This window comes from Cyanobacterium sp. (assembly GCF_054166785.1).
Map to the genome: position 1 here is coordinate 17185 of NZ_JBSZCP010000032.1, position 14395 is coordinate 31579.

12 protein-coding genes and 1 riboswitch are annotated in these 14395 nt (G+C 37.8%); of the genes, 6 read left to right on the forward strand and 6 right to left on the reverse strand.

Going from position 1 to position 14395, the window contains the following annotated elements:
• Nucleotides 1–71: 71 nt before the first annotated feature.
• Nucleotides 72–1064, reverse strand: coding sequence for a phosphotransferase (locus ACXITR_RS05770; RefSeq protein ID WP_457996281.1), 993 nt, complete (start codon nt 1062–1064; stop codon nt 72–74).
• Between the two features lie 167 nt (nt 1065–1231).
• Between ACXITR_RS05770 and argB the strand changes: the two genes are divergently transcribed.
• Nucleotides 1232–2116, forward strand: coding sequence for an acetylglutamate kinase (argB, locus tag ACXITR_RS05775; RefSeq protein WP_457996282.1), 885 nt, complete (start codon nt 1232–1234; stop codon nt 2114–2116).
• A 55-nt stretch (nt 2117–2171) separates the two neighbouring features.
• Here argB and ACXITR_RS05780 read toward each other — a convergent pair whose 3' ends face one another.
• Both ACXITR_RS05780 and ACXITR_RS05785 read right to left on the reverse strand, forming a co-directional pair.
• Entirely contained in the window at nt 2172–2336 is a 165-nt protein-coding gene (locus tag ACXITR_RS05780; RefSeq protein ID WP_457996283.1) for a hypothetical protein, read from the reverse strand.
• 179 nt (nt 2337–2515) lie between these two features.
• Nucleotides 2516–4276, reverse strand: coding sequence for an ABC transporter substrate-binding protein (locus ACXITR_RS05785; RefSeq protein ID WP_457996284.1), 1761 nt, complete (start codon nt 4274–4276; stop codon nt 2516–2518).
• 120 nt (nt 4277–4396) lie between these two features.
• Between ACXITR_RS05785 and ACXITR_RS05790 the strand changes: the two genes are divergently transcribed.
• The 3 genes from ACXITR_RS05790 (at nt 4397) to thiC (ending at nt 8764) form a co-directional block, all read left to right on the forward strand.
• Entirely contained in the window at nt 4397–5470 is a 1074-nt protein-coding gene (locus ACXITR_RS05790) for a mechanosensitive ion channel family protein (RefSeq protein WP_457996285.1), read from the forward strand.
• A 114-nt stretch (nt 5471–5584) separates the two neighbouring features.
• Nucleotides 5585–7171: an NAD(P)H-quinone oxidoreductase subunit 4 gene (locus tag ACXITR_RS05795; RefSeq protein ID WP_457996286.1), complete on the forward strand. Its 1587-nt coding sequence runs from the start codon at nt 5585–5587 to the stop codon at nt 7169–7171.
• A 106-nt stretch (nt 7172–7277) separates the two neighbouring features.
• A riboswitch (TPP riboswitch) is annotated at nt 7278–7374 on the forward strand.
• Between the two features lie 7 nt (nt 7375–7381).
• On the forward strand, nt 7382–8764 hold the full coding sequence (thiC, locus tag ACXITR_RS05800; protein ID WP_457996287.1) for a phosphomethylpyrimidine synthase: 1383 nt from the start codon (nt 7382–7384) through the stop codon (nt 8762–8764).
• A 166-nt stretch (nt 8765–8930) separates the two neighbouring features.
• Here thiC and ACXITR_RS05805 read toward each other — a convergent pair whose 3' ends face one another.
• Both ACXITR_RS05805 and ACXITR_RS05810 read right to left on the reverse strand, forming a co-directional pair.
• The gene (locus ACXITR_RS05805) at nt 8931–11786 is read right to left on the reverse strand and encodes a glycerol-3-phosphate acyltransferase (RefSeq protein ID WP_457996288.1); all 2856 of its coding nucleotides are present in this window, start codon (nt 11784–11786) and stop codon (nt 8931–8933) included.
• Nucleotides 11787–11807: 21 nt separating this feature from the next.
• The gene (locus ACXITR_RS05810; RefSeq protein ID WP_457996289.1) at nt 11808–13082 is read right to left on the reverse strand and encodes an ankyrin repeat domain-containing protein; all 1275 of its coding nucleotides are present in this window, start codon (nt 13080–13082) and stop codon (nt 11808–11810) included.
• A 230-nt stretch (nt 13083–13312) separates the two neighbouring features.
• Here ACXITR_RS05810 and rpsP point away from each other — a divergent pair, with 230 nt between their 5' ends.
• Complete coding sequence (gene rpsP / locus ACXITR_RS05815) at nt 13313–13561, forward strand: 30S ribosomal protein S16 (protein WP_457996290.1); 249 nt, start codon at nt 13313–13315, stop codon at nt 13559–13561.
• On the forward strand, nt 13554–13982 hold the full coding sequence (locus ACXITR_RS05820; RefSeq protein WP_457996291.1) for a KH domain-containing protein: 429 nt from the start codon (nt 13554–13556) through the stop codon (nt 13980–13982). Before rpsP ends, ACXITR_RS05820 begins: the two co-directional genes overlap by 8 nt.
• A gap of 43 nt (nt 13983–14025) precedes the next feature.
• Here ACXITR_RS05820 and ACXITR_RS05825 read toward each other — a convergent pair.
• Nucleotides 14026–14395: RNA-guided endonuclease InsQ/TnpB family protein (locus tag ACXITR_RS05825; protein ID WP_457996292.1), on the reverse strand; the 370-nt coding region annotated here is incomplete at its 5' end.

Genomic DNA, 14395 nt, shown 5'->3' on the forward strand with positions numbered 1-14395 from the left:
ATAATTTTGTTCCTGAGTTCTAGTTATTATTACTTACTTTTTATCAGAATTACATGATCTGAATTTGATTATTAGAAATTATCCAGTAAAGTTTCACAATATTCCAACAAAGTAGGGGTAGAAAAGTGACGATCGGGAAATAGAGTACTAAGATATATATGTCTTACTAGAGTCAAAATCATATAAATTGTCACAGCCTCTCTGTTTTCTTCCCCCACTAATCTAATAAACTCATCTTCTAAAGTTTTTTCTTGGGCTTTTAAAATATTAAAATCACCATACTTTCTCAAACTATATTCAGTAATATGACCGATAAAATTACCTATATCCAGAGCCATATTCCCTAAACAATATAAATCTAAGTCTAATAAATAAAAATGATCTTCGTTAACAATAATTTGGTCAAAATAAAAATCTCGATGAATACCACATAAACTATTGTCTTCTGGAATTAATTGCCCAAGATAATTACACTTATTTAAAATATCTCTCACACTATCTTCCCATTGAGGAAAACTTTGTAAAATTAAGGGTAACTTTTGCTCAAGAATAGCCAACTCATCCGTTATAAGATGAGAACGAAAAGTAGGCACGTTTGCTGAATGTAACTTATGGGCAACTTGAGCAATCTTTTGAACTATCTTTGAATCCATTTTTGGAGAAAATACATCCCTTAAAACTTTGCCAGGAACTTTTTTTTGTAACCACATCTGCCATTGAGGAATCACTCCGATAGGTTCAGGTACAGAAATTTTATCGCAACAATCATTGTTAAAACCATTTTTCCATAACTGTTTTTGTAAATTATAACTTTTAAAATCAGTACCTTTAGCCCTTACCTTGCCGATTAAAATTAAGGAGTTTTTCCCCTCAAATGTAAACTCAATTAAGCAGCGTTTTTCAGGTTTGTAACGAATAACTTTTATCTGGCCTAACTGATATTCAGATAAAATACTAGGTAAATGTTGCTTAAAATATTGCCTAACTTTTTTAGGGGATAAAATTTCTTCTAAAAAAAACATTTTAGAATCATTAGTTAAACCATAATCATTACTAATTAACATTTCTTTAAAAACAATTATTAATTATTATTTATTTTTGATCATTCCTCGACGTAACACAAAATAAATTGGGAATCAAAATCGACATAATTGTTTCTCACGAACAATATTGATAGTATCTTGTTATTAAAGTGAATATTCATTATGTCAAAACAAAATTTAACATTAAAATGGTAGAAAACACAGAAAGCGAATACTACAAAGAATCAGAAGCAACTAGAGTAAGAGTTTTAAGCGAAGCATTACCCTATATTCAAAAATTTGCAGGACGTACTATCGTTGTAAAGTATGGTGGTGCAGCCATGAAAGATGGTTCTCTAAAAGAAGGAGTTATTCGAGATATTGTTTTCCTCGCTTCAGTGGGTTTAAATCCTGTTGTCGTTCATGGGGGAGGTCCAGAAATTAATATTTGGCTAACAAAACTAGGTATCGAACCTCAATTTAAAGATGGTTTACGGGTTACGGATGCAGAAACCATGGAAGTAGTGGAAATGGTGTTGACGGGTAGGGTTAATAAAGAGTTAGTAACCCTTATTAATGATGCTGGAGGAAAAGCCGTTGGTATATGCGGAAAAGATGGTAATTTAATTCAAGCTCGATCTGTGAATCGTGACAAAGTTGGTTTTGTGGGAGAAGTGGCTAATGTTGATAGTTCGTTAGTTGATTCTCTAGTAAAAAGTGGTTATGTGCCTATTATTTCGAGTGTGGCGGCGGATGTGGATGGACAATCCCATAATATTAATGCTGATACTGTGGCAGGGGAAATTGCGGCGGCTTTGGGAGCAGAAAAATTAATTTTGTTGACGGATACCCCCGGAGTTTTAAGGGATTATCATGACCCTTCTACTTTACTGTATAAGTTATCTATTCAAGATGCTAGAGATCTAATTGACGAAGGGGTAGTATCTGGGGGAATGATTCCTAAGGTGAATTGCTGTGTGCGCTCCCTTGCGCAAGGGGTGAAGGCGGCTCATATCATTGATGGTAGAATACCCCATGCTTTATTGTTGGAAATCTTTACGGATGATGGTATCGGTTCGATGATTGTTCCTTAATTTTTGGTTAACTAATGAGGGTGAAAAAATCACCCTTTTATTATTGATTAGGAATTTAACGTAGATCAAGGATATTATCTTTTAAATTATCGGTAATTCTGGCTAGAAATGTGGTGCGGGAAGATTCTTGGGTTTTATTATTAATGTCTTTCCCTTTATTTTTTGTAACTAGGGAAGGTTCTTGATTTTCACGGTTAAATAAAGAAAAAACTTTCATCATATTCATAAGGCAACACTCCTATATATTTTTTATCAAAACAAGTGGCTCATTATAGTCTCATTTTTTGATAAATTAAGTTAGTTTTTATTGTTTATGACAATGGTAAAAAAAGAATACTTTTGTCACATTTATTCTTGATTTTTTGCATTTCTTCACCAAAAACAACCGATTCAGTTTTATTATTCATCGGCGATAGTTAATCGTTCTATATTCCAAAAAGCACCACCGAGGGGGGAATACTCTACTCCTTCAATGCGATTTCTGACGGCAGATAAGGAATAGGGATTAACTAAATAAATTAGCGGTAAATATTCCATGGCCAACTGCTGGGTTTGAGCATAAATTTCTTTGCGACGTTCAAATTCTAATTCCCTTGCCCCTTGTACATATAAATCACCAATTTCCTGTTCCCAGTCTGCTATCACTCGCCCTTCAATATCTTCTCTCCCTGCTTGGGGTTTTTGGTTAAATAGATGTAAATTACCGTCAGGATTCCATAGGTTTATGCCTCCGTTAGGCTCATTTCCCCCTGTGAAACCGATAATATGGGCTTCCCAGTCGAGGGAGTTACTAAGTCTATCTACTAATACATTGAAAGCGATGGGGGTAAAGTCAACGATGATGCCAATTTGCTCTAAATCTTGTTTAATTTGTGAGCCGAGGGATTCCCTGATGCGGTTTCCTGCGTTGGTAAGGAGGCTAAATCGGACGGGATGATTTTCAGCATCGAATAGGTTGCCGTTATCGTCGTATCTAAATCCTTCGTCTATTAAAATTTGTTTGGCTAATTCGGTATTGTATTCATAGCCTTCTACGGTGGGATCATAAAAGGGTGATTGTACGGAAATGGGGGAGTTTTGTTTTTCTCCTAACCCTCTATAGATATTATTGATCATCCTATCACGATCAATGCTATGGGCGATCGCCCTTCTAAACTGCACATTATTAAACCACTTCGACTTATAGGGAGTAACCAAAGGAGTACCATTCCTCGAACCCTGATTAAGGTTAAACGCCATAAAAGTAGTACCATAGGCAGCCCCACCATTATAGATAGTAAAATCTCCCCTATCTTCTTCCCGCTTAAGCAAAGAAAAATACTCAGGAGAAACTCCAATGGAATCTAAACTACCCGAGCGAAACTGGAGTAAAGAAGTATCAGTGGATTCCACAATTTCCCATACCACATCTTCAATATAAGGCAAAGAATTACCCTGCTCATCTTTCTGCCAATAATAGGGATTGCGAGTAAAAATAACCCGTTGAGAAGTGGAATAACTTTTTAACTTATAACGACCATTCACTATTAATTGATCAGGGGGAGTATCTACACCCCAAAAAGAAAGAAATAAAGGATTACCATCTCGATCCCTTTGTTGTACTTTTTCTTCTAAAATATGTTTAGGTAAAATAGATAAACCCGTACTTTCCAAAAAAGGAGCAAAAGGTTCATTAATCGTAAATCTAACCTGTCTATTATTTATCTTCGTCACCGTTGGTAAAGCACGACTTTCCCCCACCCTCAAGCTATCCCGTGCATTACTAGGAATTTCCTCATTAAGATATAGCTGATTATAACTAAATACCACATCATCCACCGTCAAAGGTTCACCATCAGACCATTGTAAATTTTCCTTCAGGGTAAAAGTAACATTAAGATTATCCTCTGAAAATGTCCAAGATTCCGCTAGGGCAGGTTTTATTTCCCCCGTAAGGGGATTTTCCTCCACCAAACCATCATAAGTTAAACCGAAAATGTTCGGAGACTCCTGAGACAAAACAGCATTAAATGTTTTAGGATCACTTAATATTGCCTGAGTTATCTGAGATTCAGGCATTCTAGCCTCTGCTACCTCTCCCCTTCCACAACCTCCTAAAAAGGTTACACTTATCAGTAAAACTAGAGCGACATTGATTACCTTGGACAACCTACAAAACATATGGTGATTTATTTGGTCAATTTTTTTACTTTTCCCATGTTATCTTATTTATCCGTTGTCAATTATCTATTCCCACCCCAACACCACTTTTTCATCAAGCCCTAATTTATTTTTTTTTACATGGACTTTAATTTAGATCAGTTATTTAATCTTGCACCCAATTTACGAACTTTATTAACTGATATTGCCGTAGTTATTACTATTTTAGTAATGAGTTACTTTATCTTAAAAATTAGTAAAAATTTATTATTTCGGCAATTAAGAAAAATTACCCGTAAAACAGAAACGGAATTAGATGATCAAATTATCGAAATTATTAATAAGCATATTATACCCATCGGTTATTTTATTATTTGTTATTTAACCTTTAAAGAAACGCAAATAAATGATACTCTTTTAGGATTAGCCAATACATTTTTAAGCATTGCTATTACTTTTTGTACCGCCAGATTTTTAATTGATTTAGCTAGGGTAGTTATTCAATTTTATAGTAATAAATACCATTACTCTAACTCTGTGGTAGAGAAAAATATTAACGCTCTTTTTCCCGCTATTCGAGTGTTAATTTGGACTTTAGCTGGAATATTTGTTGTTAGTAATCTTGGATTTGATATTGGGGCAATTGTCGCAGGTTTAGGGATTGGGGGGGTGGCGATCGCCCTTGCTTCCCAAGGAATATTACAAGACTTATTTAGTTATTTTGCCATTTTATTTGACCGTCCTTTTGAAATATCTGATTTAGTTTCCATCGATGAATTTACAGGATATGTACAACATATTGGCATCAAAACCACCAGAATTAAATCCCTCACAGGGGAAGAATTAATTTTAGCAAATACCGACTTAACAAACTCCCGTCTCAGAAACTATAAAAGGATGCAAAGTCGCCAAGCAAGGATAAAATTAGGAGTCATCTATGAAACAGACAATAATTTATTGCCCAAAATTCCTGAAATAATTGAAAAAGCCCTCTCCCCCCTCGAAAATATTACCTTTGATATTGCTTATTTTGCAGGATTTGGAGACTTCAGCTTAAACTATGAAGTAATCTATTTTGTCCATAGCAATAATGAATTAAAAATCTATCGTAAAGCCCAGCATGAAGTGAATTTAGCCATCAAATTTGCCTTTGCCGACGCTGGCATAAAATTTGCCTATCCCACCGCTCTACATTATGTAAACCAGATTCATTAAAACAAAAATTAACATTACGAAATGTAAGATCCCCGAAAATAGTTGTTAGATTGTTGTTAGAACTTATGTATATAAGCAGTTTAAATAACTATATAACTATTTCTCAAGTTAAAAATGGATTTAACAAACTTTCCTTGGCTAACGACAATCATTCTTTTACCGATTGTTGCCTCCCTTCTCGTTTTTGTCATCCCCGACAAAGATGGTAAAACCATAAGATGGTTTGCCCTTACCGTGGGCTTAATAGACTTCGTTTTAATCGTCTATGCCTTCTACCAAGGTTATGATCTAAATAACCCCGATTTACAGATGGTAGAAAGCTATACATGGATACCAGATATTGACCTAAAATGGTCAGTGGGTGTAGATGGTTTATCGATGCCCCTCATTTTGTTAACGGGCTTTATCACCACCCTTGCTATTATGGCGGCATGGCCTGTAACCCTTAAACCACGGTTGTTTTACTTCCTGATGTTGGCAATGTATGGGGGACAAATCGCCGTTTTCGCCGTGCAGGATATGTTACTTTTCTTCCTTGTGTGGGAATTGGAATTAGTGCCTGTTTACCTCATCCTCTCCATATGGGGCGGTAAGAGACGACTTTATGCTGCCACTAAATTTATCCTTTACACCGCTGGAGGCTCATTATTCATCCTTGTAGGGGCTTTAACCATGGCTTTTTACGGGGATACCGTCACCTTCGACATGAGTGCGATCGCCCAGAAAGACTACGGCTTAAATCTGCAATTATTACTATACGGTGGTTTCCTCATCGCCTACGGTGTTAAACTGCCCATCTTCCCCCTTCATACATGGCTACCTGATGCCCACGGAGAAGCTACCGCCCCCGCCCACATGCTCTTGGCTGGAATTTTACTTAAAATGGGTGGCTATGCCCTCATCCGTATGAACGCAGGAATGTTACCCGATGCCCATGCGGTATTTGCTCCCATCCTCATCATTTTAGGGGTGGTAAACATTATTTACGCCGCCTTCACCTCCTTTGCCCAACGAAACCTGAAGCGAAAAATTGCCTACTCCTCCATCTCCCATATGGGTTTTGTGTTGATAGGTATTGCCTCCTTTACCGACATTGGCATGAGTGGCGCCATGTTACAGATGATTTCCCATGGTTTAATCGGAGCGAGTTTATTCTTCATGGTGGGAGCTACCTACGATCGCACCCATACCCTCATGTTAGACGAAATGGGGGGAGTCGGGAAAAAAATGAAGAAAATCTTCGCCATGTGGACAACTTGCTCCATGGCATCCCTCGCCCTGCCAGGCATGAGTGGATTTGTCGCCGAATTAATGATTTTTATCGGACTTGCCACCAGTGATGCTTATGGTATGACATTTAAAGTAATCATGGTATCCCTCGCCGCCGTTGGTGTAATTTTGACCCCCATTTATCTCCTCTCCATGCTCAGAGAATTGATGTACGGGCCAGAAAATGAAGAATTAGTATCCCATACCAAACTCATTGATGCCGAACCCAGAGAGGTATTCATCATCGCTTGTTTACTAATTCCCATCATCGGTATTGGTTTATATCCCAAAATTGTCACCCAAATTTATGACAGCACCACCAATCAACTTACAGCACTACTCAGAAACTCCGTGCCTGGCTTAGTTGAAACCAAAATTGCTGAACAAACCGAAAATCAATTTGTAGCCCTCCAGGCCCCAACCATTGATTAAGAAACATTATTTCTTCTACTTCATTCCCCCGCCCAATAATGGTGAGGGGATTTTTTATTCTCAATTATTTCCCGAGTTCTTTAAAGATAAATCGATGGTAAAATTGAAAAATAGCTAGGGGTGTCTAAAAAAATTAGGCTGAGAAAAACCCTTAGAACCTGAGACTGGGTAATACCAGCGTAGGAAAGCTGTTTATAGAGGAATCAAAATATGCGAACAGAATGGATTGCGAAAAGACGGGGACAGGCTAACGTGTCTCAGATGCACTATGCCCGTCAAGGTGTAATAACAGAAGAAATGCACTATGTAGCAAAACGGGAAAACTTACCCCCTGAATTAATACGGGATGAAGTAGCCAGGGGCAGAATGATTATTCCTGCAAACATCAATCACCCTAATCTTGAACCTATGTGTATCGGGATTGCTTCTAAGTGTAAGGTAAACGCCAATATTGGAGCTTCTCCCAACAGTTCTAATATTGATGAGGAAGTAGATAAACTACGTTTAGCAGTGAAATATGGGGCAGATACCCTCATGGATTTGTCCACTGGGGGCGGTAATTTAGATGAAATTCGTACCGCTATTATCAACGCTTCTCCCATACCCATCGGCACCGTGCCTATTTACCAAGCCCTAGAAAGCGTCCATGGTAACATCGAAAATTTAACCGCTCAGGATTTTCTACATATCATCGAAAAACACGCTCAACAGGGTGTGGATTATATGACTATCCACGCTGGTATCTTAATCGAACATTTACCTTTAGTGCGTAATCGTATTACCGGTATTGTATCCCGTGGAGGTGGTATCATTGCCCGTTGGATGTTGCATCACCATAAACAAAACCCTCTTTATACTCATTTTGACGATATTATCGAAATCTTCAAAAAGTATGATGTATCTTTTAGTTTAGGGGATTCTTTGCGCCCTGGTTGTACCCATGATGCTTCCGATGAGGCTCAATTGGCTGAGTTAAAAACCCTCGGACAACTTACCCGCCGTGCTTGGGAACATGATTTACAAGTGATGGTGGAAGGGCCAGGCCATGTACCCATGGACCAAATTGAGTTTAATGTTAAAAAACAAATGGAGGAATGTTCTGAAGCTCCTTTCTATGTTTTAGGGCCTTTAGTTACTGATATTGCCCCTGGTTATGATCATATCACCAGTGCGATCGGTGCTGCCATGGCAGGATGGTATGGTACTGCTATGCTATGTTATGTTACCCCCAAAGAGCATTTAGGTTTACCCGATGCAGAGGATGTACGTAACGGCTTAATTGCTTACAAAATTGCAGCCCATGCGGCGGATATTGCCCGTCATCGCCCCGGCGCCCGTGATAGGGATGATCAACTTTCTGAGGCTCGTTATAATTTTGACTGGAATCGTCAGTTTGAGTTATCTTTAGATCCTGAAAGAGCAAAGGAATATCACGATGAGACTTTACCTGCAGATATTTACAAAACTGCGGAATTCTGCTCTATGTGTGGTCCTAAATTCTGTCCTATGCAAACCAAGGTTGATGCGGATGCTCTCACTGAGTTAGAAAAATTCCTAGCCCAAGAAGAAGCCAAAAAACAACCTGTAGCTTAATCATTTTGTAGCAATCCTAACCCTTCTCCAAATTTATGGGGGAGGGTTTTCATTATGGTTAAGTTTCCAGCGCACCACTAATTCCGATTGATAAACTATACTTGGGGTTGGTCAATTAGGGTATGATTTTTAGTTAAATTTACCAATGGTAATAATAGTTCTAGTATTATAGAATTTCGATGATGCCTTTTTGTCCGTCAAGGCGTACCCTTTGATTATTTCTTAAAATTCTGGTGGCTTGGGGAATGTTAATGACTGCAGGGATACCATATTCTCTCGCAATGGTCGCCCCATGGGATAATTGCCCCCCTGCTTCTGTAATTAATCCCCCTGCTTGCGCAAGAATTAATGACCAACTAGCATCGATATGGGGGGCTATGATAATTGTTTCTTTGTCAACGTTGATATTTTTTTGCGGTGGGGTACGAATAATTTTTATTTTTCCTTCAATGATGCCCATACTGGCAGGAATGCCTTGGAGTTGATTGTGACTGATATGGGGAGATATATTATTATCAATATTAATTTTGGGACTTTGACCATATATTAGGTGAGGAATTATTTTGATTTCTTTGTATTCTTGCCATTTTTGTTGGCGTTTATTTATTAAGCTAGAAATATTATGGGGATCATTTTTTTCGGTAATTAATTGTTTTATCTCGTTAAATTTGAGGAAAAATATATCTTTTTTATCTATTAAATATTGATCTTGATAGAGGTTCTCTCCTAGGGTTATAAAGCCATATCGGAGATGAGCTAATAATTTATTGTTTATATCTACTATTTCTCCTTTTAAGTTGTATCTAGTTTGGACTATTTTTTGTTTTATATTTGGTATATTTAGATGGTTTTTTGTTATATTTTTTAAGGAATGATCAGCGACAAATTTAGTAAACATGGTTTTCATGATACGATGATTTTCTGACCAACGAGGAACGGATATATCGATTATTTTTTCACTTAAATAACCATATTTTTCTATCCATTCATTAAGTCTTTGTATCACTGATTCTCCATCGGTGGATTCGGAAAGGTTAGCAAAAAAGGAGGGATAATTTTCAGGCTCTAGTTGTTGTAGTTGAATGCCAGAAAATAGATTGCGGGTATCGATCGCAATTTGTTGTAGTTCTTTAATAGCTTTAATTTCTATGATATTTGTGCTATCTAAATCTTGAGGGTTTATCTTAAAAACTTTTTGGCGGATACTATAACTTAAATAAGCTAAAGTTTTAAAATAAGTAACCTTTTTTAAGGCTTCTAATATATGCTCTATTCTGTTTAATAATTCTTGGTTATTTAATTCTTTTGGATTTATTTCTTCTAGTTCATCTAATAGAGGATTAAAAGTGCGATCGCCCTTAGCCCAAAAATCCTTAAGTAAAGTCCATTCTTGAGTAAATAATCGCCACAGATTAGGAATATTTTTGAAGATAGAAAAAAGAGAAGGTTTAGCAAATGTTTCTCCATCCGTTAGAAACTGTAAACTTTCGGGAGGTAATCCCATTAATAGGAAAATTTCTGATAACAAAGTAGCATTAAAATAACCATGGCTGTAATGTAAAACTCCTATTTTACTAAAGTCTAAATCTTTAACTTTATCCTGTAAAATAATAGAAAAAATATCCTTAGCAACAGCACTTATTAAAATGTGTTGGATTTCCCAAGACAACGGCGGTAAAGCATAGGGAAACACTTCTTGGGCAACTTTTCTCGTCCAAAGAGGGTAAAGGGTACTTATGGGGCGGCTTTGTAAAATCCATAAAACCTGTCCATCATAACTCCATTCTATATCTTGAGGAATATTTTGATTTGCCCTTTCAATTTCTCTCGCTATTTTTGCCACAGAAAATAATATAAATGGGGGAATGTTACCTCTGCCTTTTAGTACCTCATCGGCTAAATAAATTTGGTATTTTTCAGGGGAAATAGGCTCAGATAATAACTTATTTGTGTCTCCTGCCATACCTTCAATACAGATACAATCATCTAATTGATTAATAGGATTACGACTAAAAGCCACCCCCGAAAACTCCCCTTTAATTTGCTTCTGCACAATTACCACCAAGGATTTTTCCTCCGTACCTTGATTTTGACGATAATTCAGGGCAACAGGGCTGTGATAAGACGATAAACAATCAATAATTCTTTGCTTAAGGGTAGCCCCATCCGTAACATTTAGATAGCTTTCATAAATTCCCGCCGCCGATACCGTCAAAGAGTCCTTATCCAAAGCGGAAGGACGCACCACCAAAGGATTTTGTATGGAAGGATTAGCAAAATCACAAAAAGTATCTAAATCATCCCCCGCCCTAATTACCCAACCATCAGGCACATTGTAACCCCACTGCTTCAACAAAGAAAGATTCCCCGCCTTCGCCCCCACTTTATCAGGATTTAATTTTTGAGATAGAGAAACTACCCCACTATCACCCCGAAAAAAAGAAAACACTTGACTAGACTTTAACTCCCCATCATCGGGAATTTGATCAAAAATCCATAACAATAAACTAACTAAACCAATGGTGACAAAAATATATTCTGGAGAGTTAATATTTTGAGCCGATAATACCACCACCATCAACCCTAAAAAGCCAATTTTACCCCCTTTTCGAGTACGAAAAATCGTAAAACTAATGCTGCCCAACAAAAAAATTAATAATCCAGCCCCCAGATTATGGGCCATAATACCCCAAGTAACGCTGGTTAAACCTGCCCCCCTTCCAGCCCAATAACGCCCCATCACCAGGGCAATTAAAGCCATTATCTCCCATGATGAGCCTAGGGGGAAAAATGCCCTCGTCATTAAAACTACGGCGATACCTTTTCCTGCTTCTGATAGTAGTGCCAAAATTCCGGCCAATCTACCACCATGATAAAAAGCAGTGGATACGGAGATATTTCCTGTACCTAATTTTGTTAACTTTTTTCCTGAAACGGCATAGGTAAACCAATCCACCAAAGGAATAGCACCAATAAGAGGAGATACCACAAAGACAATAATTGCGCCCCAAATTTCTGTCATGAACTTTATTTACTATTATGATTAACCATTTTCTGTTGCTATGGTGTTCAAAAATTCTGTTACATAATCAAATTGATTATATTCGGCTAAACTACTGGCAGTATAGCCATTTTGGTTACGGTGATGGATGTTGATACCCTCTACTTCTATTAATAGTTTAACTCCTTCGAGGTGTCCTCGATGGGCTGACCACATTAAGGCTGTACCTCCTCCTTTATCTTCTAAGTTTACATCAGCACCAAAGTGTAATAAACAGCGAATCATGTCAAGATTATTTTGGTCACATACTTTCATTAGTACAGTTTTACCATCGGCTAATCGTACGTCGGGATTTGCCCCTGCTTGGAGGAGGTAGTAGGTAATTTCTTGCCAATTGTTGATGATGGCGAGGGTTAGGGGATAGTCTTGCCCGTTGGCGTAGTTGGGGTTTGCCCCATTTTTAAGTAATTCTGCTACAATTTCACTATGACCTTGTACACAGGCGATGAGTAAGGGACTATCTTTTTCTGAGTTGATGGCGTTAACGTCTGCTCCTTTTTTGATGAGTGCTTCGACAATTTGAAAGTGTCCTTCTAAACAGGCTAAGTGGAGGGCGGTTTCTTGGTAGCTATCTTTTAGGTTTACTTGGGCTTTGGCTTCTAGTAATACTCGGACTATTTCGATGTCTCCTTGGGCGCAGGCATTCATGAGGGGGGTAAAGCCGTCTTTGTTGCCTCGATTTACGTCGATGGATTCTTTGATGAGGGTTTTTACTATGTCTAGTTTATGGTAGTCGATGGCGAGGTTTAATGCTCCTTCTTCTTGATATAAGTCTGCTCCATGGCTGATCAATAGTTCTATTATGGGGCTATGGTTTTTTTTGATGGCTATTTGTAGGGGGGTATCTCCATCGATGTCTTGGGAGTTGACCATGGCTCCATTTTTTAGTAGCAGTTCGGCTATTTCTTTATATCCCCAATAACAGGCTATCATTAATGGTGGAGTGCGATCGTCGTTAGTTAGGTTTACGTCTGCCCCAGAGGTAATTAATAGCTCACTGATGGATACGTAATTTTTAGCACAGGCGAACATTAAGGCACTCATTTTATGGGGATGGTTTTGATAGTTTACATTAGCCCCTTTTTCCATTAACAAATGTGCGATCGCACTGTTTCCCCCTTGCACTGCATAAATCAAAGGGGTATTATGGTTAGAGTCAATACTGTTGACAATGCTATTATCCTGAGCCAAAAGGCTCTCCACCATGGACAAATTTTGCTGTCTTACTGCTTGATGGATGCTAGGAAGATAATTCATAGATAGTCAAATACACAGATAAAGGCGGATAATAATTTGAGCAGTCTAGGAAAATAAATTAAAGTATCCTCCTGATAAGGACTTTAACTCTTTTTAAGACATTATGGAAGATGTCGATGTTTTTCAAAAAAAGCAATATTAGCAATTAGGGGCAAATTTTAGTATCATAGTATGGGTCAACTAAATCTTAACCCATCAACCAAGATTAACAGTACATTAAAATTATTATTATGATTAAAATACGCTTAAAAAGATTAGGAAAAAAAAGAGAAGTTAGCTATCGTATCGTTGCTATCAATAGCCGTAGTCGCCGTGATGGTAGAGCATTAGAAGAATTAGGGTTTTACAATCCTCGCACCGATGAAACCAGATTAAACGTCCCTGCTATTGTTACTCGCTTAAAAGATGGCGCCCAACCCACCGAAACTGTGCGCTCTATTTTAAATAAAGCAAAAGTTTTTGAACAGTTAAATGCTTAATAAACAACCTTATCTTGATTTAGATAATGCTACTAGCCCTGATTATGATGGGCTAATTCGTTTTCTTGTCGAGCCTTTGTTAGAATCTCCCGAATTACTTAGTTTCAATTGTGAGTATATAGCTAGTACCAAACGAATCTGGATTCGTCTAGCCCTCGAAGAAAAAGAAAAAGGAAGGGTTTATGGTAAGGGAGGACGTAATATTCAAGCTATCCGCACGGTGTTACAAACTGCAGCCCAAATGGTTGGTGATACTTTATATCTCGAAGTTCACGAAGATCAAGAACGTGGTAGATTTAGGTCTAATCCCCGTCGTAAACCTAACCATAGCAATAATTTACCCCCCAGCGCTCTTTCTAAGGGTACTCCTCGTCCTCCCATTAAAAGACGTGGTCATGTTAGTAAACCTGTGATTGATTGACACTCCCACCGTTAAGCTGAGGCTTTAGCGGGGGATTCTTGGTTCACTGACTCGTCTTACCTTGGCAGGTGTTGCCACCAACCAAGATAGAGGACAAATCTCCCCAAGCGTTTAAGTCCAATAACTCGGACTTGCTTCCCCAATGCCCTTGGGTAGCTTTTCTTAAAATATTCAATGATGCTTGTGTATCACGATCTTCAACATATCCACAACTGCAAACATGAGTTCTTGTGGAAAGACTTTTTTTGATTCGTTTCCCACATTTAAAACAGTCTTGACTTGTGTAGGCTGGATTTACCGCAATAGTTAGTTTTCGGTATTTCATCCCAAAATACTCTAACCATTTACGAAACTGACTCCAACCAGCATCATTAATACTTTTTGATAACTTACTATTTCTAACTAGATTTTTC